At 65.2% G+C, this 23,897-nt stretch carries 22 protein-coding genes and 2 tRNA genes; 9 read left to right on the top strand and 15 right to left on the bottom strand.

Features of this window, described 5'->3' with window-relative positions; genetic code table 11:
• Positions 1 to 78: 78 nt before the first annotated feature.
• Entirely contained in the window at positions 79 to 723 is a 645-nt protein-coding gene (locus tag NFL01S_RS04025) for an aminodeoxychorismate/anthranilate synthase component II (RefSeq protein WP_062971636.1), read from the bottom strand.
• Between the two features lie 103 nt (positions 724 to 826).
• Between NFL01S_RS04025 and crgA the strand changes: the two genes are divergently transcribed.
• Together crgA and NFL01S_RS04015 are read left to right on the top strand one after the other, a co-directional pair.
• A complete protein-coding gene (crgA, locus tag NFL01S_RS04020; protein ID WP_062972352.1) occupies positions 827 to 1,093 on the top strand; it encodes a cell division protein CrgA in 267 nt (88 codons plus the stop codon).
• 84 nt (positions 1,094 to 1,177) lie between these two features.
• The gene (locus tag NFL01S_RS04015) at positions 1,178 to 1,639 is read left to right on the top strand and encodes a PH domain-containing protein (RefSeq protein ID WP_062971634.1); all 462 of its coding nucleotides are present in this window, start codon (positions 1,178 to 1,180) and stop codon (positions 1,637 to 1,639) included.
• A gap of 102 nt (positions 1,640 to 1,741) precedes the next feature.
• Here NFL01S_RS04015 and NFL01S_RS04010 read toward each other — a convergent pair whose 3' ends face one another.
• Positions 1,742 to 2,620, bottom strand: coding sequence for a rhomboid family intramembrane serine protease (locus NFL01S_RS04010; protein WP_062971632.1), 879 nt, complete (start codon positions 2,618 to 2,620; stop codon positions 1,742 to 1,744).
• Between the two features lie 194 nt (positions 2,621 to 2,814).
• On the opposite strand from NFL01S_RS04010, the gene NFL01S_RS04005 reads away from it, so the two are divergent.
• Positions 2,815 to 3,027 (top strand): hypothetical protein, encoded by a 213-nt coding sequence (locus NFL01S_RS04005; RefSeq protein ID WP_062971625.1) that lies wholly within the window; start codon positions 2,815 to 2,817, stop codon positions 3,025 to 3,027.
• A 10-nt stretch (positions 3,028 to 3,037) separates the two neighbouring features.
• Here NFL01S_RS04005 and NFL01S_RS04000 read toward each other — a convergent pair whose 3' ends face one another.
• The gene (locus NFL01S_RS04000) at positions 3,038 to 3,832 is read right to left on the bottom strand and encodes an ABC transporter permease (protein WP_062972350.1); all 795 of its coding nucleotides are present in this window, start codon (positions 3,830 to 3,832) and stop codon (positions 3,038 to 3,040) included.
• Positions 3,833 to 3,891: 59 nt separating this feature from the next.
• Complete coding sequence (locus NFL01S_RS03995) at positions 3,892 to 4,950, bottom strand: ATP-binding cassette domain-containing protein (protein WP_084492392.1); 1,059 nt, start codon at positions 4,948 to 4,950, stop codon at positions 3,892 to 3,894.
• A 910-nt stretch (positions 4,951 to 5,860) separates the two neighbouring features.
• Between NFL01S_RS03995 and NFL01S_RS03985 the strand changes: the two genes are divergently transcribed.
• Positions 5,861 to 6,772: an oxygenase MpaB family protein gene (locus NFL01S_RS03985; protein WP_062971621.1), complete on the top strand. Its 912-nt coding sequence runs from the start codon at positions 5,861 to 5,863 to the stop codon at positions 6,770 to 6,772.
• A gap of 97 nt (positions 6,773 to 6,869) precedes the next feature.
• Positions 6,870 to 7,382, top strand: a complete 513-nt coding sequence (locus tag NFL01S_RS03980) for a thioesterase family protein (RefSeq protein WP_062971619.1) — start codon at positions 6,870 to 6,872, stop codon at positions 7,380 to 7,382.
• Between the two features lie 16 nt (positions 7,383 to 7,398).
• On the opposite strand, the gene NFL01S_RS03975 is transcribed toward NFL01S_RS03980, so the two are convergent.
• Positions 7,399 to 7,686 (bottom strand): cold-shock protein, encoded by a 288-nt coding sequence (locus tag NFL01S_RS03975; protein ID WP_062971617.1) that lies wholly within the window; start codon positions 7,684 to 7,686, stop codon positions 7,399 to 7,401.
• A 107-nt stretch (positions 7,687 to 7,793) separates the two neighbouring features.
• Here NFL01S_RS03975 and NFL01S_RS03970 point away from each other — a divergent pair, with 107 nt between their 5' ends.
• On the top strand, positions 7,794 to 8,435 hold the full coding sequence (locus NFL01S_RS03970; protein WP_062971615.1) for a class I SAM-dependent methyltransferase: 642 nt from the start codon (positions 7,794 to 7,796) through the stop codon (positions 8,433 to 8,435).
• A 154-nt stretch (positions 8,436 to 8,589) separates the two neighbouring features.
• Positions 8,590 to 9,111, top strand: a complete 522-nt coding sequence (locus tag NFL01S_RS35185; protein WP_062971613.1) for a helix-turn-helix domain-containing protein — start codon at positions 8,590 to 8,592, stop codon at positions 9,109 to 9,111.
• A 61-nt stretch (positions 9,112 to 9,172) separates the two neighbouring features.
• Here the strand turns inward: NFL01S_RS35185 and NFL01S_RS03960 are convergent, their stop codons facing one another.
• On the bottom strand, positions 9,173 to 10,051 hold the full coding sequence (locus NFL01S_RS03960; RefSeq protein ID WP_062971611.1) for an NAD(P)-dependent oxidoreductase: 879 nt from the start codon (positions 10,049 to 10,051) through the stop codon (positions 9,173 to 9,175).
• A gap of 139 nt (positions 10,052 to 10,190) precedes the next feature.
• On the opposite strand from NFL01S_RS03960, the gene NFL01S_RS03955 reads away from it, so the two are divergent.
• Positions 10,191 to 10,535 (top strand): winged helix-turn-helix transcriptional regulator, encoded by a 345-nt coding sequence (locus NFL01S_RS03955; protein ID WP_062971609.1) that lies wholly within the window; start codon positions 10,191 to 10,193, stop codon positions 10,533 to 10,535.
• 132 nt (positions 10,536 to 10,667) lie between these two features.
• Here NFL01S_RS03955 and NFL01S_RS03950 read toward each other — a convergent pair.
• Both NFL01S_RS03950 and NFL01S_RS03945 read right to left on the bottom strand, forming a co-directional pair.
• Positions 10,668 to 10,740 (bottom strand) — tRNA-Ala (locus tag NFL01S_RS03950).
• 93 nt (positions 10,741 to 10,833) lie between these two features.
• Positions 10,834 to 12,108, bottom strand: a complete 1,275-nt coding sequence (locus tag NFL01S_RS03945) for an oxygenase MpaB family protein (RefSeq protein ID WP_062971607.1) — start codon at positions 12,106 to 12,108, stop codon at positions 10,834 to 10,836.
• Positions 12,109 to 12,345: 237 nt separating this feature from the next.
• On the opposite strand from NFL01S_RS03945, the gene NFL01S_RS03940 reads away from it, so the two are divergent.
• A complete protein-coding gene (locus NFL01S_RS03940; RefSeq protein WP_084492391.1) occupies positions 12,346 to 13,017 on the top strand; it encodes a TetR/AcrR family transcriptional regulator in 672 nt (223 codons plus the stop codon).
• Positions 13,018 to 13,297: 280 nt separating this feature from the next.
• Here NFL01S_RS03940 and NFL01S_RS03935 read toward each other — a convergent pair.
• From NFL01S_RS03935 to dnaN, 7 genes are all read right to left on the bottom strand, one after another.
• A tRNA-Ile gene (locus tag NFL01S_RS03935) sits at positions 13,298 to 13,371 on the bottom strand.
• Positions 13,372 to 13,549: 178 nt separating this feature from the next.
• Positions 13,550 to 14,608 carry a DUF3566 domain-containing protein gene (locus tag NFL01S_RS03930; RefSeq protein ID WP_062971605.1) on the bottom strand — a complete coding sequence of 353 codons (1,059 nt, stop codon included), beginning with the start codon at positions 14,606 to 14,608 and terminating at the stop codon, positions 13,550 to 13,552.
• Between the two features lie 39 nt (positions 14,609 to 14,647).
• Positions 14,648 to 17,149 carry a DNA gyrase subunit A gene (gyrA, locus tag NFL01S_RS03925; RefSeq protein WP_062971603.1) on the bottom strand — a complete coding sequence of 834 codons (2,502 nt, stop codon included), beginning with the start codon at positions 17,147 to 17,149 and terminating at the stop codon, positions 14,648 to 14,650.
• Between the two features lie 72 nt (positions 17,150 to 17,221).
• Positions 17,222 to 19,267 (bottom strand): DNA topoisomerase (ATP-hydrolyzing) subunit B, encoded by a 2,046-nt coding sequence (gyrB, locus tag NFL01S_RS03920; protein ID WP_062971601.1) that lies wholly within the window; start codon positions 19,265 to 19,267, stop codon positions 17,222 to 17,224.
• Between the two features lie 304 nt (positions 19,268 to 19,571).
• A complete protein-coding gene (locus tag NFL01S_RS03915; RefSeq protein WP_062971599.1) occupies positions 19,572 to 20,138 on the bottom strand; it encodes a DUF721 family protein in 567 nt (188 codons plus the stop codon).
• A gap of 342 nt (positions 20,139 to 20,480) precedes the next feature.
• Positions 20,481 to 21,713, bottom strand: coding sequence for a DNA replication/repair protein RecF (recF, locus tag NFL01S_RS03910; RefSeq protein ID WP_084492390.1), 1,233 nt, complete (start codon positions 21,711 to 21,713; stop codon positions 20,481 to 20,483).
• Positions 21,714 to 21,900: 187 nt separating this feature from the next.
• Positions 21,901 to 23,076, bottom strand: a complete 1,176-nt coding sequence (gene dnaN / locus NFL01S_RS03905) for a DNA polymerase III subunit beta (protein ID WP_062971597.1) — start codon at positions 23,074 to 23,076, stop codon at positions 21,901 to 21,903.
• Positions 23,077 to 23,897 lie beyond the last annotated feature (821 nt).

The following is a 23,897-nucleotide window of genomic DNA, read 5'->3' as shown; positions in this document are numbered from 1 at the left end:
TCGGGTTCGCGCGAGCGGGGACGGGGCTTCGTAGGACGAGCGCCGGCAAAAACTCAGTGGCAGCCGCGTGCGGCCGTCTCAGTGAATCGAAAGCCCCGCGACTTCCGCCTCGAGCATCTCCACAAGGCCCTCGGCAGGCCGTTCACCGCAGATCTCCAGCCAGTTCGCGAGCATCCGGTGCCCGCCCTGGGTCAGCACAGATTCCGGATGGAACTGCACACCGTGAATAGGCAGCTCGTGATGTCGCAGCGCCATCACGATGCCGCTCTCGGTACGCCCGATCACATCGAAACCTGCGGGCAACGTGCTCTCGACGACGGTCAGCGAATGGTATCGGGTGGCGGTGAACGGGTCGGGCAGGCCCGCCAGGACGCCCGAGCCGATATGGAACACCGAACTCGTCTTACCGTGCAGCAGTTCGGGGGCCCTGGTCACGGTGGCACCGAACGCCGCGCCGATGGCCTGGTGGCCGAGGCAGACGCCGAGAAGCGGGGTGGCCTGCTCGGCGCAGGAACGCACGATATCCATACTTTTGCCGGCACGGTCCGGGGTCCCGGGTCCGGGGCTGATGAGGATTCCGTCGAATTCCCGGGCAACAGCGTCGGTATCGGCGAGCTCCGGATCGTCGTTGCGCCAGACGACCGCCTCGACGCCGAGCTGACCCAGGTACTGGACCAGGTTGAACACGAAGCTGTCGTAGTTGTCGACGACCAGAACTCGCATGCCCAAAGACTACGTGGCCGATCACCGGATACGGGGACATCCCCCCTGATCACCTGGTGGGATAGCCTTGGAACACGACCTGCACGCTGAACACGAGGACATCATGCCCAAGTCGAAGGTCCGCAAGAAGACCGACTACACGATCAACCCCGCCAGCCGCACTCCGGTGAAGGTGAAGGCGGTGGGGCCGTCGCCTGTCTGGTACGTCACCATCATGCTCGGCTTCATGCTGGCCGGGCTGCTCTGGCTGCTGGTCTACTACCTGGCGGCCGATCAGATCAGCTGGATGAGCGATCTCAATGCCTGGAACTTCCTCATCGGATTCGGGCTCATGGTGATCGGGCTCATCATGACCATGCGATGGCGCTGACCAGGGGATTACACGGGTGTAATTAATGCACACCTGTGGATAAACCTGTGGATAACTCTCTCGAGACGGATTGGGGAAAACCGCGTGCAGCCCGAGAGCACACAACCACGCCTGGCCTGGTCGACTCCGCTGCCCGCGCTGATCGCGGTCGCCATCGGGGGTGTGGTACTCGCGGCCGCCGCGCTACTGACCACCGAGGTCCCCGGTAAATTCCTGCTCGGTGTCGCCGCCCTGGTGCTCCTGGCCTTGGCCGCACTGGGTGTCCGGCAACGACCACGGTTGTCGGTGCTCCCGGGTGAGCAGCCACGGCTGGTTTTGCGCGGTCTCACCGGCGCCACCGAATACACCCGGGACCAGATAATGCGGGCACGGATCGTGGGGTACCGCCGCCTCGGCCGCAAATCGCCCATGCTGGAGATCGATGTCGACCACCTGGGCACCGAGCGATTGCTGATCTTCGGCCGGTGGGATCTGGGTACCAACCCGGAAGACGTCTACGAAACACTGCGCTCGGAACTGCGCCTGCGCGGCGAATCGGCCCGCTGAACTTACTCCGGCGCTGCTGATCTCCACCCGGATAGATGTTTCACGTAAAACATCGGGTCGGCCTCCGGCCGGTAGGCGCTGTTCCCCGCGGTAGGGACGCTCTCAGCGCAAGGACATCGCCGCCACCATGATCACCGCGAATACGACCGCCGCCAAAAACACCAGCGAGATCACGCCGATCGTCCGGGCCTGTTCCGGGGTCCGAACCCGCAGCCACCCCGGCAGGAACATCACTCCCAGCGTGGCGAGGGTGCCCGCAGCCAATCCACCGAGATGACCCCACAGCGAGATACCGGGCAGCGAGAAGCTGATGAACACATTGATCCCGATCAGGATCAGCATGCTGTTCGGGTTCTGCCGAAGCCGGATGAGTATCACGGTGATGGCTCCGAACAGGCCGTATACGGCCCCGGATGCGCCGGCAGTCAGGTTGTCCTGCGCCAGCAGCATCACCGCGGCCGAACCGCCCAGCAACGAAATCAGATAAACGGCGAGGTAACGAGCCCGGCCGAGGACCAGTTCGATATCCCGTCCGACGATATAGAGCGCGAACATGTTCAACAGCAGGTGGATCAGGCCGTAGTGCAGGAACCCCGAGCCCAGCACCCGCCACCATTCTCCGGCAGCGACTGCCGGTGGATACATGACCCAGTCGATGAACAGGGCCGACCCCTGCTCGTTCGCCATCAGGCTGCGCGACTGTGCGGCGGTGATCGCGTACACCACGACGTTGAGGGCGATCAGCGCATAAGTGACGAACGGCGTGGCCGAGCGCGGGGCCACCGCCCCCGACGCGGTGCGCACCTGGCGGGTACTGCGCTGATCGGACCGGACACAGTCGACACAATGCTGACCGACCGATGCGGGACGCAGGCACTCAGGGCATGCCGGGCGACCGCAGCGAGTGCAGGACAGGCCGGTGGGGCGGTCGGTATGCCGTACGCATACCTGCGCCGGCGGCGAGGGCGGCTGCGGGTTCACCGGAAATCCCGGCCCGAGGACGGCTGAATGGTGCGGCCGAGTACTTCCGGCCCGGTACGACGTGTCGCGCTCACCAGCCCATCGTGCCATGTGCCGCATTTGTCCGTTGTCTGCCTGCGGCCTCCACGCCGACGCCGCGCAGCCTGTTGACCTGCCGGTCTGCGCAGAAGACGCGGCTGTGCCAGAGTTGAGCCATGAGCTCGAATCCACTGCGTTCGTCCGGTCGTTCGCGCTATCGGCTGCTCGCTGCCGCCGCGGTGGCCGCGGCAGGCGGTACCGCATGGCTGGTGCGCAGTAAACGCCCCCAGCCGCCCGAGCCGGCTCCCGCTCCGCCGCGTATCGGCCAGACCCGTACCGGTACTGCCGCGACCGGCACCAACGGCGCCGCCTCGACCCCGGAGAGCTGACCTCGCGCCCTCAACGGCTGACGGTCTTGCGGTATTGCCGCAGCGCCAGCGGAACGAAAACCGCCAGGATGATCACGACCCAGATGAGGGTCGTCGCTACCGGATGCTGCAGCGACCACGCGTTCGATTCGTCGACCACCGGCGAGGAGTTGCCGAACAGGTCGCGGGTCGCCTGGGCAAGCGCCGATACCGGGTTCCATTCGGCGAATATCCGCAGCGGTGTCGGGAGATCCTGCAGCGGTACGAAGGTGTTGGCGAGGAAGGTGAGTGGGAAGATCACCATGAAACTCGCGTTGTTGAACACCTCGGGCGTATGTACCAGCAGGCCCACCACTGCCATGATCCACGAGATCGCGTACGCGAAAATCAGCAGGAGCGCATAGGCCAATACCGCATCCAGTAGCGATCCGCGGATGCGCCAGCCGACCACCAGGCCGGTCAGCGACATGACCACCAGGCTCACCACATTGATCACCACATCGCTGACGGTGCGCCCGATCAGCACCGACGACGGGGCCATCGGCAGCGAGCGGAACCGGTCGATGATGCCCTTCTGCATATCCTCGGCGAGGCTGAGGCCGGTGAACGTGGATCCGAACACGACGGTCTGCACGAAGATGCCCGCGATGAGGAATTCCCGGTAGCCGCCCTCCAGACCGGGGACCTTGATCGCGGTACCGAAGATATAGGCGAACAACAGTACGAACATGATCGGCGAGAGCGTGCTGAAGATCAGCACGTCGGGCACTCGCTTAATCTTGATCACATTGCGCTTCGTGACGGTCAGGCTGTCGCTGACCACCATGGACAGTCGCTCACCCACACCGAGTGATTCCGCCGGAGCGCCGGCCGTTGCCACCGCGGTCATCTGCTCTTTCCTTCCATGACTTCGAGTTCGCCGGTATCGCGCGCCACACCTGCCGCCGAGCTCGGGAAGTCGGCTTCCCGATCACCGGGTTCCGTAACAACCTCGCTCGGCTCGCCGGCCTCGTGACCGGTGAGCGAGAGAAAGACATCGTCGAGCGAAGGACGGCGCAATCCCACATCCTGGATCTTCACCCCCTGCTCGGTGAGCCTGCCGATGGCGGCGACCAGGGCCTGCGACCCGTCGCTCACCGGCACCACCACACGTCTCAGGCCGGGCTCGATATGGATATCCCCGTCGGCCAGCGGACTCAACGCCTGCTGTGCGATTGCGAGATTGTCGATATGGTCGACCGTCAGTTCGATCCGGTCGCCTCCGACCGTGCTCTTCAACTCGTCCGCCGTACCGCGGGCGATCACCTGACCGCGGTCGATCACGGCGATGGCATCGGCCAGCCGGTCGGCCTCCTCCATGTACTGGGTGGTGAGCAACAGCGTGGTGCCGGCGGCGACCAGTTCCTCGATGACATCCCACAGATCCAGCCGGGCCCGCGGATCCAGGCCGGTGGTCGGTTCGTCGAGGAACAGCACCGGCGGGTTGGCGACCAGGGCCCCCGCCAGGTCCAGTCGCCGGCGCATACCGCCGGAGTAGCCGCGCACCGGCCGATCGGCGGCCTCGCTGAGCCGGAAGCGTTCGAGCAGTTCACGGGCGCGTTCCTTACTGCGCCGCGTACCCATGTGATAGAGCCGCCCGACCATTTCGAGATTCTCGAAACCGGTCAGATACTCGTCGACGGCCGCGTACTGACCCGACGCACCGATTCGGGAACGCAGTGCGCGCGGCTGGGTGAGCACATCGATCCCAGCCACCGTCGCCCGTCCGGCATCGGGGACGAGCAAGGTGGTGAGTACCCGCACGGTGGTGGTCTTCCCGGCGCCGTTGGGTCCCAGCAGAGCGGTCACCGTGCCCTCGGGCACCGTCAGATCGAGGCCGTCGAGGGCGCGGACCCGCGGACCGTAATGTTTGACGAGACCCTCGGCGACGATTGCGTCGGGCATGATTCTCCTGATTTCGAGTGATTGTGCGAGGTGGAGTCGGTGTATCGCCGATGGCGGCAGCGGACCATCGACCTGAGCGCATTCGGGCAAAAGACCGTGTACCGGGCCAGTATTGTCGCGGACGGCGGGGTTTTCATCCGATTTATCCGGTTGCCCGGTTCCGTCCGGGGATACCGCGGTGTCTGTGCACGAACCGGCGGTGCCCGATATGAAAAGAGCCGCACCCCGGCCCGGCTGTGCTCGGGGTAGCCGGTACGGGGTGCGACCGGTTTCGATACTTGTCGTCGCGGCCGCCGCGGTCGCGCGTAGCGGACTACCCGATTCGACGGGCAGCGGTACCCGGATTCGCGCGGCGCCGGGGACGCAGCCGCGGTGTCGGAACTCACGACCGGAGGCACAGCTGCATAGTGGCATCGACCTCCGACAGCTTCGCCGATTCCGGCAGTCGTGTGGCCGGCCGAGCGGCGGTTCGAACGGTTGGGCCGGCAGTGTGGTCTTCGCCGCATGATCCTGCGTAGCAGCGCTTTCGGCATCTTCCGGCACACCGTGCGGCCTCGGGCGAGGCGCGCGGTCACCGCCGTTGGGAAGGTTGTGATCCGCACCAAAAAAACTCGGAAACTACTAGGCCTCTTGTACGCGCAAGTGCGGATCATCGCGTAGGATCGAACGCGTCGGCCCCTCCCCCCCGGGCCGACCTTACGCGGGCCTCGGCTAACTCCCCCCCTTCGCCGAGGCCCGCTCTCATGTCCGGCCCCGCTGCCCATACCGCGCGATATCCGGATTTCCGCAGCGAATCCACTTCCCGCCGCACTCGTCCGTGCGCACTCCGCAACGTGCAGCACCGCAATGGTGAGAGACTTGGAGTATCATCGTCTCATCAGATCGATGCAGTAGATCAAGGGAGATCCGCATGACCGCGTCCGTAGACGTCGCAGCCATCGACACCCATACTCCGGCCGAGCGCCGGCCATTCGGTCCCGGCACCCGAACCTGGGAAGAAGTCGGACTGATCACCTTTTCGCTGACCGCGGGCTCGGCTTTCCTGTTGCAGACCATGGAGCCCTCGATCTCCGCGGTGGTCGATGCCCACTCCACCTTCCGCACCGACCCCATCGGCCGCGCGCTGCGCAGCCTTTCAGCGGTGATGATGTGGACCTACGGCGGCGAGGAATCACTCGGCGAAACCGACCGGCTGCGCAAGATGCACGCCACCCTCAACACCACCGACGCCGACGGAAAACGGCACACCGCCCTATCCAGCGGCCCCTGGGCCTGGGTCCTGCACACCGGGACCTTCGCCTTCGCCGAGAATGCCGAATACTTCGCGAAACGGCCGCTGACCACCGCGGAAAAGGAAGACTACTACCGCGAGACTCTGCAGCTGATGCGGAATTTCTACGTACCGCCCAAAGAGCTGCCGGCGTCCTACGCCGACTTCGAGAAATTCTTCGCGGACCAGGTGGAAAACCATCTGGAAGCCACCCAGACCGCCAAGGACTACCTGAAGGTCATCCGGACGATCGCCCCGCCGACCCAGCTGCCTCGTGCCCTGCATCCGGTGTGGCGCGCGGTGACCGGTCCGTTCGGCCGGATGCAGCACTTCGTCACTGTCGGTACCACCCCCGAGTCGGCGCGGCGCAAACTGGGACTGACCTGGACCGAATCGGATGAGCGCAAACTGCGGATCCTCGGCTGGTTCATCGCCCGGCTGGTCCCATTGCTGCCGGAACGGTTGCGCTACTTCCCGATCGCCTACGAAGCCCGCAAACTCGAGCGCGACAAGGCCCGGCTGCGCGAGGTCATCGATATCCGGCCGCTCTGATCGATGGCGAAAAGCCCCCGGAAGATAACCTCGTCCGGGGGCCTCCTTCTGCATCGATACACTTCGGGACGAGCCGAGTTCGACAGGAGTACCGACCGTGACCAGCAGTACGACCACACTTCCCGGCTACGAACAGGTGGTTCGGCTGCCCCGCGAACTCGGTCCGATCAGCGTCCCAGAGAACTTCCGGGACGAGAACGACCATATGAACATCAGGCACTACTTCGATCTGTGTGTCGAAGCAGGTGGACAGGTTTTCGAACGTATCGGGATCACCGACGAATACCGCGCGAGCCGCGGCACCGGCTTCTTCACGGCCGAGCACCACATCCGGTACTACGCCGAAACCCGGGTCGGCGAAAAAGTGTCGGTATACGTGCGGGGCGTGGATAGATCCGACAAGGTGGTGCATGTGGTCGCCATGCTGGTGAACGACACCACCCGGCGCCTCAGTTGCACACTCGAGATCACCGCGATCCACGTGGATCTGCGCACTCGGGCGGCCACCTCGTTCGCGGCCGATATCGCCACCGCCATCGATCGTGAACTCGCAGCCGATGTGGCGGACTGGCCCGTCCCGGTCTGCGGCGCCATGGGGATACGCCGCTGAGCGCCGTCCGGCGGGATCAGGCCGGTTCGGCTCCGATACCGGGTTCCGGCCGGCCGGCGGCCGGGCGAACCGTCACCGCTTCATGGCCGCGGGGCCGGGCCGTGCTGACGAACATCACCGGTTGCCCGGCGTGCAGGGTCCGATAGCCGTCGGTTTCGATGCACCGGTACTCCACGAAGACCTGTTCGGTCCCGTCGTCGGGCTTGATATAGCCGAACCCTTTCTCGGAGTCGAACCAGAAGACTCTCCCCCGTCTCCAATCCGATCGGTCGATGCCGGGCGCGGCAGACTCCGAAGGGGTCATTACCAGGTCTTCTCCACTCGTGATGTCTTGGTCGACACCATCAAACGTACGCGCAGTGTCCGTTGACGTCACGAACGGCGCCACCGGCACGCCGGTACGGTGCCTCTGTGCCAGAAGCATCCTTCCTCACCGACACCCGCGCCGGCTACGACGCCATCGCGGCGGCGTACGCCGAAAATTTCGCCGGCGAACTCGAGGCGAGCCCTTGGCAGCGAGCGATACTCGCGGCCTTCGCCGAAGTGGTCGGACCGGGCGAACCGGTCATCGATATCGGCTGCGGCCCCGGCCGGGTCACCGGTTTCCTTTCCGAACACGGTTTGTCGATACGCGGAATCGACCTGTCCCCGGTCATGGTCGAGCTGGCCCGCCGGCACCGTCCCGATATCCGATTCGACGTCGGTTCCATGACAGCGCTCGATATCGCCGATGGCTCGCTGGCGGCCGTGGTCGCCTGGTACTCCCTGATCCATATCCCCCCTGCCGCGCGCCCCGGGGTCCTGGCCGAATTCCACCGGGTACTACGACCGGGCGGACGCGTGCTGCTCGGCTTCCAATCGGGCACAGAGGTGAAGCATTACGACGAGGGATTCGGGTTTCCGGTCGCGCTGGATTTCCACCGGATCGTTCCCGAGGAGGCAGCCGCCGCTGCGGAAGCCGCGGGTTTCACCGTCGATATGCGTTTCGTCCGGGCGCCGGCCGGCGGGGAACCGACCTCGCAGGCTGCTCTGCAGTTGCTCCGCTCGAGCTGAAAGCGCTGTCGAAGGGTATCGAAAAGATCTTTCTACCTATCATTTCGATGCGATCGAAGTGATAGGGACACGAACCACCGACGCCCGGATGCCGCTCGAGCCATCTATCGAACTGATTCTTGACGCGATCATTTCGATAGTTAACCCTGGTCAGGTGGTGATCAAGAAGAACCCGCTCGGCCCGACAGGCGATACTGTCCGGGAGAACATCCTCCGCTACCGCACTCTGATGAACCTGGGGTATGCGGATCTCGCGCGCAGGCTCGAGGCTCTCGGCCGGCCCATACCGGTACTGGGACTGTCACGGATCGAGCGTGGCGAGCGCCGGGTCGATGTGGACGACCTGGTGGCGCTCGCGGTCGCACTCGGGATCTCCCCCACCAGCCTGCTGCTCCCGGACACCGGGGATTCGGACGACCCTGTCACCGCCACCGGAATCGACGGCACCGCCGGGGATCTCCTCGGCTGGTTCCGCCTGCACACCCCCTCCGCACATATCGGCAAGCCTGCCGCCCGGCGGTTCGTGCGCGACGCCATCCGGTTCATCGCCGACGCCCGCCCCCGGTGGGATATCGAAGGTCTCACCCTCGAACAGCTCCCCGGGGTCGGTCATCAGGAGTACGCCGCGGAGATCGCGCAGAAGGCACGGCGAGCGGACGGCAACGACAGCCGCTGAGACCCGGCCCCGCAGCCGGGTCGTACTCGCAGCGGATCGAAACCGCCTGCCGAGCCCGGAATCAGGATGCCGAACCCGTCATCAACTCGAAAACCGAGACCGGGCGCCCGGCTTCGGCACTGGCCGTCCGCGCCCGGCGCCAGAGCCCCTGCGCGGTATGGGACAGTGTGGCGTCCACACCGGCCTCCTCGCTGGCATCGATGATGTGTTGCGCGCCGGCATCCATCATCGAGAATGCCGCGAAATCGCCCCACCCACCCTTCTGGGCGGCCGCCGCGTACTCGGCCATGAAGAACGGATAGGCCTCGGCGGACCGCAACGCATACGGCAGGAATCGGTCGATATCGTTGCCGGAGCGCTGAATCAAGGCCAGAGCCTGATCGAAGGCGAGCATCCACGGGTGGAAGACGATCAGCAACGCCTGGTAGAACACCTGCGCCAACCCGTCGTCGTCGCCCAGATACTCTTGCGGACTCAGCGGGCGCAACAGTTCGGCGTGTGCATCGAAAACGTCCCGCGGCCCGCTGTAGAAGATGTACGACGCCGGGTGGGCGATATTGTCACCCGCCGACATGAACCCCCCGGAGAGGAACCGGGCACCGTGCGAGCGCACCCACTGCCCGCCCTTGCGGGCGTTCTCCGGTGAATCCGACGACAGGTTCACGATCACCTTCCCCCGCAACGCGCCGGTCGCCTGACCGAGTACGTCGTACATCGCGGCGTAATGCGTCAAACTCAGGATGGTCACCTCGCCCGCGGCCAGCGCGTCGGCCACCGTCGCGGCCCGGCGCGCCCCCGCGGCGACCATCGCTTCGGCCTTCTCGGGGCTGCGATTCCATACGGTGACCTCGATACCCGCTGCCAGGAGAGCCCGCACCATGGCCTGTCCCATCGGGCCCAGGCCGATCACGCTGACCGACCGAGTGTTCTGCTGAGACATCGGATTCCCTCTTCCATCAGTGGTCGAACAAACTTGTCGGCGCCGGAACCGATACTCGTTCCCGCAGATAATGTGGACAAGAACGTACGTTCGGGTGGGTTACTCACCCCGAGGTCCGTAACGAGGTCGGGAGATCGCAATGGCCGATGTGAGTGGTGTAGATCACGATGTGTGTGGGATGTCGGTGGCGATCGACGTGGTCGGCGGTAAGTGGAAGCTGCATCTGATGTGGGTCCTGGGGGCGGGCCCGCGCCGGTTCGGGCAGATCCACCGAGCTCTGACCGGCGTCAGCGAAAAGGTGCTGACCGAGAACCTCCGTCAACTGGAGGCCGCCGGAGTCGTACACCGCGAGGTGTATCCGGAGATCCCGCCCAGAGTCGAATACGCGCTCACCGCGCTGGGCGAAGACCTCGCTCGCGCGCTGCGCCCGTTGGAGGAATGGGGCGATCGGCACCGCGCCCACCTGATGAGCGTCGCCTGTTGACGCGCACCGCAACGGTGGTGTGCGACAACGGCCGAGTGTCCGCCCAGCCGGAAGGGCCGCGCAAGGTTCTTTCGGCCGCCGCGCCCGACACAAACGCTCCCTACCTGAAGTTCAGGTAGGGAGCGTTTGTTGTGGAGCCTAGGGGAATCGAACCCCTAACCCCTGCCTTGCAAAGGCAGTGCTCTGCCAATTGAGCTAAGGCCCCGGGCATGCTTACGACCGCGATGTGTCGCCTGCGAAACACTAGCGTTCCGGCACGTACACCGTCAAACAAGCCTACCCGCCACGAACCGGCCGCTCACCGGCGCAGTGCGCCGCTGGCCTCGAACTCCGCCTCGCGGCCCTGCATCTGTTCGCGGTACCAGTTCTCTCGATGCCAGAGCATCACTTTTTCGTGCAGACGTCCGATCGGTGGCACTCGCCGCGCCAATTCGACCGCGGTGACCAGTGGGATCCGCGCGATAGGCAGCAGTACCCAGGGCAACGCCGCCGGCATCCGGTACTTCCGGCGAGTGGTGGGCAGCATGTAGAGGGCCGGGTAGGCGGAGTTGATCCGATAGTTGTAATGCGCCCGCAGCCGGGCGAATCCGCGCTGCTCCGGCCTGGGCGCGAAGGCCGCCGGGTAGGACTCGATGAGTTCGGCGCCCTGCTCGCCGGAGTCGTGGGCGCGGGCGATCAGGGTCATCGCCATAACCCTCAGAGTGTCGGGCACGGTTTCCGGATGCCAGGTGAGCCGGATGCCGAGCAGGTAACCCATGTACTTCTGGAAGTGCAGCAGCGCCCGGAACTCCGCCGGGCCGGTTTGGTAACCGAGCGCCCACAACCCCAATCCGGGGATGGTGCTGCCGGCGATCATCGTCAGCAGTTGGTAGGTCTGGCTGATCGGCAGGCCCCACCGTTCGGTATCCCATTCGGGGTGCCGCGCGACCCCGGCGCGCACCGAAACATGCATGATGCGCACCTTCAAGGCGGTGGCCCGGCCCTGCGATCCGGGCGTCAGCAGAGCACCGGGCTGGGATACATCCATCCAGAACCGGCAGGTTTCCAGGAATCGGCGCAGCGCACTGTCACCGGCGTAGCCACCGGCCAATGAGAGCGGGGTGGCGACGGCGGATTCGGTGTACATCTCCAGGGTTTCCGCGCCCGCGAAGCTGAACAGCATGGTGCCCCACCGGCGCCAGACCGCCGCCCCGCGTTCGACCAGTTCCGGACGCACCCAATCGGGGACGGTTTCGAATTCGTCGAACAGCGCACGCATCGACGGCGGCGGATCGGCGATGCTGTCGATACCGTCGCGTAGTGCGGTCTCCAGCAGCCGCCGCCCCTCGCGACCGTCGCCGGCGCGTATGACCTCGGCGACGAATCGTTCCGCCACCGGATCTCCGGCGAACATATCCGCGCACAGCGCCTTCGCCTGTTCGTCGGCCGGGAAGAGGTCGCTGCCGGTTACGGCGCGCACCAGCCGTTCCACCGTCCGTACCCGCGGGTTCGCCCGTGCCTGCCAGTAGCGGAAGCTCTCCGGGCATCGAACGGCCGCGTCTTCGGTATGCGGTGTCACCACTGGTATCGACATCACTGTCCTCCCTGCCGAGCCGGCCCGCGGCGGCGTCCTGGCCGATGCCACGAGCCGGCCCCCACCACAAACCATACTTGAATGTATGGAGTAACAGTACTCAATCGTATGGAAGGTGGAAGGTTGTGTTTCTCGGCTGTACCCAGCCCATCCCCGGCGATATGTGGTGAACTGCCCGCGGCAGCTGTAATCACCCGATCCTCAGAGCCCGCCGCACGACTCCCCTACCATCGGTGTATGGGACTCAGCGGCGAACGGTCGGAGAAGATCACGGCGGGCTCCGACGCCGCGGAACCGTCCGCTGACAGAACCACGCCGCGCCGGCCGAGATCCAAAAAGGCCCAGGCGCAGCAGCGCCAACGCCGGCGCACCGCACGGCTCTCCTACGACGACTGGGTCGACGGCGCTCTGAACCTACTGTCGCGCGAGGGTATCGGGGCCATCAAGATTCAGCGACTGTGCCAGGAACTGGGCGTCACAAAGGGCAGCTTCTACTGGCATTTCGACGATATCGAGCAACTCATGACGGCCATGGCGGACCGTTGGAGCACAATACAGAGCCGAACTGTACGCGACCTGGCCGCATTCGCAGAGATCCCGGTGGAGGAACGGATCGAAAAAATGGCGGCCATGCTGGTGGATCAACGCCACTGGATCGTGGAGACCAGCGTGCGGGAATGGTCGCGCAGCAATCCGAAGGTGGCGGCCGCGGTACGCAACCTGGACCAGCGCGTTTTCGATACCGTCAAACGGACCATGCTGGATTTGGGATTCGACGAGAATCAGGCAGGAATACGGGCGGGCGCGATGGTCTACATCGGCCTCGGGCTGATCCACGGCCGGGACAATCTGCCGACACCGTCCACCGCGCAGGTGTCCTCGGTCATCGAACTGCTGGCCCGGCCGTGATCAACGGCGGGCGATCGGCCCACCGGAGACGACGTCAGCGAGTGGTGACCTCATGCCACATATCGGCCTCATCCCGCTTGCGCAGTTTGCTGATACCGATGAGAACCGCAGCGACAATTCCGATGGTGAGAACGTATTTCATTTCTTCAGCCTAACTCTGTGGGACGGCACCGGCCCGTCCAGGACCGGTGGGGCCGGCACCGAGATCGAACCGGTTTCGGGGAAAAGGAAAACGACCTCCGAACCGTTTCCGGTGGAGGCCGTCATATATTGCAGGGAGTGGGTCTAGGAGGACTTGAACCTCCGACCTCTTCGTTATCAGCGAAGCGCTCTAACCGCCTGAGCTATAGACCCGTGCTTTCGACCGCCGATAGAAGGTGACTTTTCCTACCGGAACCGGCCGAGAACAGAGACTACCCGAACGACCGCCTTACAACCAAAACTGCTGGTCATAGCCCCGACAGTATGGTGGGCCGTCCGCGGGTGACAGCCGGTGCCCACATCCGGACACCGGCTGCCGCCCCGACGGGATTCAGTCCGGGTCGGCCAGGGTGACCTGGATACCGCCGACCATATCGCAGCACTGGTTGTAGATGAACGTCCCGACGGTCGCCAGCGCGGTGAACAGCACCACGTTGATCAGCCCGATCACCCCGGCATAACCGAAGACCGTCCCTGCGTCGATGAGCCCGACCGAGCCGCTGTCCGGCGACACCATATCGGTGAAGGTGCTGTTGAGCCGCTCCCAGACACCCATACCCGCCAGCACCATGTACAGCAGCGCGACCGCGATCATCCAGACGAAGAACATGGCGATACTGATCACCAGAGTGATCTTCAGGGTCGACCACGGGTCGATCCGCCGGACCTGCACCGTGGCCCGCAACGGTTCGCCACCGAGCACCGCCTGCGGTAGGCCCCGAGGGGTCGGGGCCGAAGCCTTCGGACCCGAGGACACCGGCGGGGTGTAGGCGGGCGGCGGAGTGTGCTGCTCGGGCGGTAGCGGATGCCGGATCTCGGAAAGATCGGGCATATCCTTGGCGAGCTCGGGCCGGGCGATACTGCGGGTAGGTCCGTCCAGGCCAACGGATTTGGCCATCGCGGCTTCCTTGCGGGCCGCCTTGGCCGCCAGATCGCTGGTGGTGCGGGCATTGGTGACCCCGCCGCTCAGCCCGACGGAACGCGACTGGGCCCCGCCCACCGGAGTATGCCCCGGTCGCGGCAAATTGGACTGGGGCTCGCGCTGCGGCAATTGCGACCAGCCCTCCTGGAACCGGCCCTGGTCGCCACCGTTACCGCCACCGGACTGCTGCCTCTGGTCGCCGGACCCCTGGGGGCCCGAGTTCGACGATCCGGCACTACGCGATTCGGACACGAATTCGCCCTGCTGCTCCTGATTTTCGGGCGCGGAACCATCGGTGGGTGCGCCGCCGGGCTCGTTACCGCCTGGCTGCCCACCCCCGGCCTGGTCGTTGTCCGCGGCATCACCCGCCCGCTGGTTCGGGCGCGGCGAAATCGGGGACGGGGTGACCCTCTCGGTCACACCGTTCGTCTGCTGCCGCTCGTCGCTCGGCTGTTTCGGAGTGGTCAATGGGAATCCTCGGATCCGTTCTTTGCCGCCGATATGGATTTACTGCTCGGGGGAACCGCCACCGTCGATCTGCTCGGGTTCGTCGGCGTTACGTGCGATCGCAAGCAAGGTATCGCCCTCGCCGAGGTTCATCAATCGCACGCCCTTGGTCTGCCTACCGGCCTTACGCACCTGCCGGGCGGCAGTGCGGATAACCCCACCGCTGGACGTGATCGCATACAGCTCGTCGTCGTCGTCGACGATGAGCGCCCCCACCAGGGTGCCACGCCGCGCATCGAACTGGATGGTCAATACACCTTTTCCGCCGCGTCCCTGAGCCGTGTACTCCTCGATGGCGGTGCGCTTGGCATAACCACCGGAGGTCGCGACCAGCAGGTATGTCCCGTCACGAACCACATTCAGTGACAGCAGCGCGTCATCGGCGTTGAACCGCATACCCTGCACACCCGAGGTGGCCCGGCCCATCGGGCGCAACGCCTCATCGGTGGCGGAGAAACGGATCGACTGTCCCTGCGCCGATACCAGCAGCAGATCGTCCTCGGCGGAACACAGTACGGCCCCGACCAATTCGTCGTTGTCGCGCAGATTCACCGCCACGATGCCACCACTGCGGTTGGAATCGAAGTCCACCAGCCGCGACTTCTTGACCAACCCCTTCTGCGTGGCCAGCACCAGGTAGGCCGCATCCTCGTAGGACTTGATCCGGATCACCTGGGCGATCTTCTCGTCCGGCTGGAAAGCCAGCAGATTCGCCACGTGCTGCCCGCGAGCCGTGCGGTTGGCCTCCGGCAGTTCATATGCTTTGGCCCGGTACACCCGGCCTTTGTTGGTGAAGAACAACAACCAATCGTGGGTCGAGGTCACGAAGAAGTGCCGGACGATATCGTCCTGTTTCAGGCCCGCGCCCTGCACCCCCTTGCCGCCACGCTTCTGGCTTCGGTACAGATCGGTCTTCGTGCGTTTCGCGTACCCGGTTTCGGTGATGGTGACGACCACGTCCTCGCGGGCGATCAGATCCTCGTCGGCGACATCGCCGTCGGCGGAGACGATCAGTGTCCGGCGTTCGTCGCCGTAGCGTTCGACGATCTCGGCGAGTTCGTCCCGGACGATCGCGCGCTGACGTTCCGGCTTTTCCAGAATGTCCTTCAGATCGGCGATTTCGGCTTCGAGCTTGGCCAGTTCGTCGACGATCTTCTGCCGCTCCAGCGCCGACAGGCGGCGCAACTGCATATCCAGGATGGCGGTCGCCTGGGTTTCGTCGATATCGAGCAGTTCCATCAAGCCGGTGCGCGCGGTCTCGGTATTGGCCGACCGGCGGATCAGCGCGATCACGGCGTCGAGCTGATCCAGCGCCTTGACCAGGCCGCGCAGGATATGAGCCCGTTCCTCGGCCTTGCGCAGCAGGTAGCGGGTGCGCCGGACGATGACTTCGAGCTGGTGGGCGACGTAGAGCCGGATCATCTGGTCCAGCCGCAGCGTCCGGGGCACGCCCTCGACGATGGAGAGCATATTCGCGCCGAAACTGGTCTGCAGCTGAGTGTGCTTGTACAGGTTGTTCAGCACGACCTTCGCGATCGCGTCCCGTTTGACGGTGACCACGATGCGCAGACCGGCCCGGTCCGACGATTCGTCGTGGATATCGGACACGCCGGCGATCCGGCCGTCCTTGACCTGCTCGGCGATCGCATTGATGAAGTTATCGGTATTGACCTGGTACGGCAGTTCGGTGATGACGATGGTGGTGCGGCCGCGGGCGTCCTCTTCGATCTCGACCACACCGCGCATCCGGATGGAACCGCGTCCGGTGGTGTAGGCGTCGTGGATGCCCTGGGTACCGACGATCAGGCCGGAGGTCGGGAAGTCCGGCCCCTTGACTCGCTCCATACAGGCCGCCAGCGTGGCTTCCTCGTCGGCTTCGTGGTTGTCCAGCGCCCAATAGATGGCCTCGGCCAGCTCGTTGAGGTTGTGCGGCGGAATATTGGTCGCCATACCGACCGCGATACCGTTGCTGCCGTTCATCAGCATATTCGGCACACGGCTGGGCAGAACGACCGGTTCCTGGGTTTTACCGTCGTAGTTCGCGATGAAATCGACGGTGTCGTGATCGATTTCGCGCAGCAGTTCCATCGCCAGCGGTGTGAGCCGGCACTCGGTGTAACGCATGGCGGCCGCACCGTCGTTACCGCGGCTGCCGAAGTTGCCCTGGCCGTCGACCAGTGGGTACCGCATCGCCCATGGCTGTGCCATCCGCACCAGGGTGTCGTAGATGGCCGAGTCGCCGTGTGGATGGTAATTACCCATGGTGTCGGCGACCGGGCGCGCGGATTTCACGTAACTACGGTCGGGCCGGTATCCGTTGTCGTGCATCGCGTACAAGATTCGGCGGTGCACCGGTTTGAGGCCGTCGCGGACCTCGGGCAGGGCACGGCCCACGATCACGCTCATCGCGTAATCGATATAGCTGTTCTGCATCTCCTGCTGGATATCGACCGGCTCGATCCGGTCGCCCGCGCTCTCCGGCGGCAGTGTTGTATCGGTCATTCGATCTCCTAGGTACTGGCGATATACGGCGGAAGCCGCGCGTGGTGTGCGCTGCGGGCGAAACCGCCGGGCCTACACGTCGAGGAAGCGGACGTCCTTGGCATTACGAGTGATGAAACTGCGGCGAGCAGCGACATCCTCACCCATCAGGACGCTGAACAGTTCGTCGGCCGCAGCCGCGTCGTCCAGCGTGACCTGCCGCAGGACCCGGACCGACGGGTCCATGGTGGTTTCCCACAGTTCCTTCGGGTTCATCTCGCCGAGACCCTTGTATCGCTGGATACCGTCGTCTTTGTTGATCTTCTTACCGGCCGCCAGCCCCGCTTCGAGCAAGCCGTCCCGCTCTCGGTCCGAATACGCGAATTCGGGCTCGGAACGCTGCCATTTCAGCTTGTACAGCGGCGGCTGGGCCAAGTAGACATGCCCCTGTTCGATCAGCGGACGCATGAAGCGGAACAGCAGAGTCAGCAGCAGCGTCGAAATATGCTGGCCGTCGACATCGGCATCGGCCATCAGCACGATCTTGTGATAGCGCAGTTTGGCGATATCGAATTCATCGTGGATACCCGTACCGAAGGCGGTGATGATCGCCTGGACCTCGGCGTTCTTGAGGACCTTGTCGATCCGGGCCTTCTCGACATTGATGATCTTGCCGCGCAGCGGCAGGATCGCCTGGTACATCGAGTCGCGGCCGGATTTGGCCGACCCGCCGGCGGAGTCACCCTCGACGATGTAGATCTCGGACTTGCTCGGATCCTTGGACCGGCAGTCGGCCAGCTTGCCCGGCAGCCCACCGATATCGGTGGCGCTCTTACGCCGCACCAGCTCCCGCGCCTTACGGGCGGCGAGCCGGGCCTGCGCCGAGGACACCGCCTTGTTGACGATGGTCTTGGCATCGGCGGGGTTGGCCTCGAACCAGTGCGCGAGGTGTTCGTTGCAGGCACGCTGCACGAAAGATTTCACCTCGGTATTGCCCAGCTTGGTCTTCGTCTGGCCCTCGAACTGGGGCTCACTGACCTTCACGCTGACAATCGCGGCCAGACCTTCACGGATATCGTCACCGGTGAGGTTGCCGTCCTTCTCCTTGAGAAGTTTCTTCTCCTTGGCATACCGGTTGACGACGGTGGTCAGCGCCGCACGGAAACCTTCTTCGTGAGTGCCACCCTCATGGGTGTTGATGGTGTTGGCGAAGGTATGTACCGACTCGGAATACCCCGAGTTCCACTGCAGCGCCACCTCCAGCTCGTGCCCGGGGCCCTTACCGTTGAACCCGACGACCGAATTGTGAATCGGCTGCTTCGTCCGGTTGATATGCCGGACGAAATCTTCCAGGCCTCCCGGGTAGTGGTATGTCCGGGTCTTCACCTTGTGCTCGAGTGCAGGCTTTTCGCCGCCCTCGTCATGCTTGGGTGCTTCGGCGGTCTCGCTGACCACCTCGTCGGTGACTTCGGTGGCGCTGACCCGCTCATCGGTCAGCACGATGGTCAGGCCCTTGTTCAGGAAGGCCATCTCTTGCAGCCGCCGCGAAACCGTCTCGAAGTTGTAGGTGGTGGTCTCGAATACGGCGGGATCGGCCCAGAACCGGATCGTGGTGCCCGTGGCCTTGGTGGCGTCACCCTGGACCAGCTGGCCCGGGACAGCATCCTTGTAGGTCTGGCTCCAGTGGTAACCGTCGGTATCGATCTCGGCTTCGAGCCGGCTCGACAGAGCGTTGACCACCGAGATACCGACACCGTGCAGACCACCGGAGACGGCGTAGGAATCGGAGTCGAACTTGCCGCCGGCATGCAGCTGGGTCATGACGACTTCGATGGTCGGGATGCCCTGGTCGTGCATGGCCACCGGGATACCGCGACCGTCGTCGACGACCTGGACACCACCGTCGGCCAGCAGAGTGACTTCGACCTTGGTGGCGTGGCCGGCCATCGCCTCGTCGACCGAGTTGTCCACAACCTCCCAGATCAGGTGGTGCAGGCCACGCTCGCCGGTGGAACCGATGTACATGCCCGGGCGCAGCCGCACCGCCTCGAGGCCTTCCAGGACCTTGATGGAGGAGGCGCCGTAATCTTTTTTGTTCGATGCGCTCGAACCTGATGCTTTGGAGTCTTTGGCAGCCACTGGTCGGTAGCTCTCCTTACTTGCTGTTCCCCGGGACGGCGGTGGGACAGCGCACGTGGGCCCGGGACAGATAAGAGGGCTGCACACAACGCGCCGAAGGTATCGCCGCTGATTTACGTTTCCATCTTACTTCGCGGCCCAACTTACAGTGCATCTGCGACACCCCTGACGGCTCCCAGGATGGGAGAAATCGGACCGGCACGGGTCCCCTCGCGACGCGGCCGTTTTCGGGCCACCAGATTCGTGCTGAGAGTTCACTGAGGGTGTCCGGCCCGTACGGCCTCACGATGCGGGCGAAACAGGGCTACCCGTAGGTATCGCGCGGACCCCGGCCGCGGATATGCCGTTCGCCTTTGCGCCAGCTCGGTGCGGTCGGACCCGAGATACGCAGCGAGCGGACCACCCCGGGACCGACGGCCGCGGTGATCTTCGCGAGCAGCTGTGCCTGCAGCAACCGCAGCTGGGTGGCCCAGGCCGTCGACTCGGCCGCCACGCTCAGCACACCGTTCTCGAGTTTCACCGGTTTCGCATGCGCGGCGATATCCTCGCCGACCACACCGGACCAGTGCCCGAATACCGTCCCCTCGGCCACCTTGGTGGACCAGCCACGGCTACGCGCGATGGACGTGGCGAGTTTGGACAACGGCTGCGGATCGCGTTCGTCGGGACGCGGCCCCGACCAACCACTACGGCGGCGGGATCCGCTGCGAGAGTTCCGCCGGGGTGACGACCGCCCCTGCCCCACGGATTTGCCACTCGCTCGCGCGGCGGCGCGAGCCTCCTCGAGCGCACGCCGGGCCAGGTCGATTCCGCGCAACTCCGAGTCGGCCGGCGGTACGGCATCACCGGGAGTTCCGGGCCGGTCGGTCATCGTTGCGCTCCGCTCACCAGCCAAGTTATCCCCAGGGTCGGCCGGCGTCTACTCGAGTTGTGCACATCCAGAGGTGGCCCCTCGGGATCGGCTCTCCATAATCGGACATAAGCCCTGTTCCAGGAATAATCCCTGTTCAGGGCGGGTATTTCGATTGCCGGCGCAGGTTGCCACCGATCACACCGGGCCGAGACCCGGGTGCGGGCCGACGACCTGGGCCGACAAGTTATCCACAGGCTGTGGATAACTGTGCACTAGGAACCGGACGGGGATAACGGCCCGGCGTATCGGCTCACTCTACGAATGCCCTCGCCCGGGTGCAAGGTACCGGCCACTGCGTGTTCACGGTGCTGACCGTTCGCCTGCGGCCGGCTGCGGCGGGTTCTCCCCGCCAGGCTGCACAGACTCCGGGGGAGGCTCCTCGGCGAGTGTGGAGATCCGGTGTTCGGGGTCACCGGTGGTCTTCACCCGCAGGGTGATCCCCGCCAGCTCGCCGGGCACATCCTCGGGCACAGCCGCGGTGATCAGTACCTGCTCCGCGTCGGCCGCGACCGCGGCGAGGGCGGTCCGGCGACGGCGGTCGAGTTCGGCGAAGACGTCGTCGAGCAGCAGCACGGGTTCGGAGCCACCCGCCCGTAGCAGTTCGAACGCCGCGAGGCGCAGAGCCAGCGCGAACGACCAGGACTCCCCATGGCTGGCGAATCCTTTGGCCGCCGTTTCCCCGAGCATGAGATCCAGATCGTCGCGATGCGGGCCGACCAGGCAGACACCGCGGTCGAGTTCCTTGGTACGGGCCCGGGCGATCTCTTCGAGCAGCACCTGTTCGAGAACGGCAGGATCGTCGGTGCGCGGCTCACGCGCCGGATCGAGTAGTTCGGCCGGAAGCGCGGCGCTGCGGTATCCGACGGTCGCCGGGCGCGATTCCGGGGCCAGCGCCGCATAGGCACGAGTGACGTACGGGTGCAGGTCGTGCACCAGGCGTAGCCGCTCGGCGAGCAGAACCGATGCGTGACCCGCCAAGTGACCGTCCCACACATCGAGTGTGCCGAGATCGGCCCGGCCGGATCGGCCCGCGGTCTTCAGCAGTGCCGACCGTTGCCGTAGTACCCGGTCGTAGTCGGCGCGAACACCGGCCAGGCCCGGTCGGCGGGCCGCGCACAACTCGTCGAGGAAGCGGCGGCGCTCCCCCGGGTCGCCGCGCACCAGCGCCAGATCTTCCGGCGCGAACAGCACGGTGTGCAGGATGCCCAGGATTTCGCGCGGCCGGCGCACGGGCGACCGGTTGATCTGCGCCCGGTTCGCGGTGCCGCGGTTGAGCTCCACATCGACGCGCAACTCCCGGCCCAGGTTGATCACATTGGCGCCGATCCGGGCCCGTTCGGCGCCGGTCCGGATGAGCGGGGTATCGGCGGATACCCGGTGTGACCCGAGCGTCGACAGGTAGCCGAGGGCCTCCAGGAGGTTGGTCTTACCGTTGCCGTTTGCCCCCAGGAAAACCGCAGGGCCTGTGGATAACTCGATCTCAGCATGTTCCCAGGAACGGAAGTCATGCAAGGTCAGAGCACGAATATGCACCTGCTCACACCGTCCAGGGGCCACCCGCGAAGTTATCCACAGCTGTGGATAACTTGCGTCGGCGCAGGTCGCGGCGCGGGTTTGCGGAGATATCGCTCTGCCCGGATCTCGTGATCGAGGCGGTCACGGACACCTCGGCTGCCGACGTGGATCGGCGCCGGCGAAGCGCTGCCGAATCCACGCCCGCTCAGCCCGGCAACCGGACCGGCATCAGCAGGTAGATGTAGTCGCTGTCCAGGGCCGGATACGCACCACTGTCGAGCGGTTCCGGCTCCTCCTCGCGGGCCGGGAGCAGGACAGCGGGGCGGCTCGGCGTGGTGAACCCGAACGTGACCCGGTCCGAATGCAACGCGGACAGGCCGTCGATCAGATACCCGGGGTTGAAGGCGATGGTCAACGGCTCGCCCCGGAAGTCGGCGGTGAGCCATTCCTCGGCCCGGCCGGCATCGTCGCCACCCGCCGACAACTGCAAACCCTCGTCCGAGAACTCCAGCCGCACCTGGGCACCGCGCTCGGCCACCAGCGCGACACGTTTGATCGCCTCGGTGAGCGTGGCCACCGCCAAGGTGGCGATCGACGTGTGCTCTTTGGGCAGCAGCTGACGGAACTTCGGGAATTCGGCATCGAGCAGCCTGGTGGTGGTCCGGCGGCCGCCGTTGACGATGCCCAGGAGGCCGTCTGCGCCCGCTCCGGAGCCCAGCGACAGCTGAACCGGCTGATCGGAGGCACCGAGCGTTTTGGCTGCTTCGGAGAGAGTGCGGGCAGGGATCAGGACTGCGGTCTCGATATCGGTACGCGCGGGCTGCCACTGGATATGGCGCACCGCGAGCCGGAACCGGTCGGTCGCCGCCAGCACCACCTGCGGGCCCTCGATCTCGACCCGGATACCGGTCAGCATGGGCAATGTATCGTCGCGCCCGGCCGCGACGGCGACCTGGCTCACGGCCTCGGCGAACACATCCACCACCAACTGCCCGCTGGACTGCGGAACCTCGGGCAACTGGGGATAATCCTCGACCGGCATGGTGGGCAGGGAGAATTTGGCACTACCGCACTGGATCAGCACGCGGCTGCCGTCGACGGAGACGTCCACCGGCTTGTTCGACAGCGCTTTGGTGATATCGGCCAGCAACTTGCCCGAGACCAGCACTTTGCCCGGCCCGGCGACCTCGGCAGCCACCCGCATCTGAGCCGATACCTCGTAGTCGAATCCGGAGACGGTCAGCCCGTCGTCGTCCGCGACCAGCAGGACTCCGCCGAGAACCGGGACCGGCGGGCGAGACGGAAGACTGCGCGCCACCCATGCGACCGATTCCGCGAAATCCTCACGCGCGACCCGAAACTTCATGCCTGCAAGGTCCATCGCCCGAGGTGTCCTCTCCCGTTCAGTGTGGATCGGTGGCTGTGCTGCCCCCGTGTATCCCGCCGCGCCGATTCCGCCGCACGGCGATGTTACGACGGCCACGACGCCGGCCGACCGCCGAAGAATTCTGGCACACGACCGACTTAAGACCGTACCCCGTTTCGCCGCACCGGATCGGCCGCCCCTCCGTGTGGAGGATACGTCGTCGTACCGGCACCGGACCAGCCCACAACGGGTCCGGGTAGCCAGCGGGCGTGTTGGGCATCTCCGAGTGCAGTCCATTGATCGGCGATGTGCGGGTCCGTCCACAGGTGTCCCGGAGCAGAGCTGTGCACAACTCCGGAGTACGTGTTTGCCCGCGGTGTGCACCGACAGGGGCCCGGCAGGTGGTGGTCGCGCGTCGACCTGTCTCGGTACGGGCCGGTCCCGTGCAGCCGGCCCCTGGGCACAGAGCGCGACGGGGCCATGAGGTCCACGGGGCCGCGACGGACGTGCCCGGTGTCCCAGGAGTGTGCCTCCGGTCGTCCTTGTGTGGTTCCGGGACCGTTTTCGTTCGGGGTGCGTTCGAGACTTGTCCACACATCCTGTTTTCAAGAGAAATTTTCTAGATGAAGAACAGGGGTAGTAATAGGCCCTGTGGAAACTGTGGATTTCCGTTGTTTGCCCAGTTGGGACGGCGTGTCCGCCTGTGGACTGCCGTGGGATAACTCGAGGATGAATCGAGGCAGCCTGTGGACAGGATTTGTTGTCCACACAGCATCCACAGTTCATCCCCACGTTGGTCCCCAGAATCCGGGCAGTTGTGCACACTGTGTACGAAT

Origin of the sequence: Nocardia flavorosea NBRC 108225, assembly GCF_001613385.1 — a bacterium.
Classification (GTDB): Bacteria; Actinomycetota; Actinomycetes; order Mycobacteriales; family Mycobacteriaceae; genus Nocardia; species Nocardia flavorosea.
This window is presented reverse-complemented; position numbering and strand designations above follow the sequence as displayed.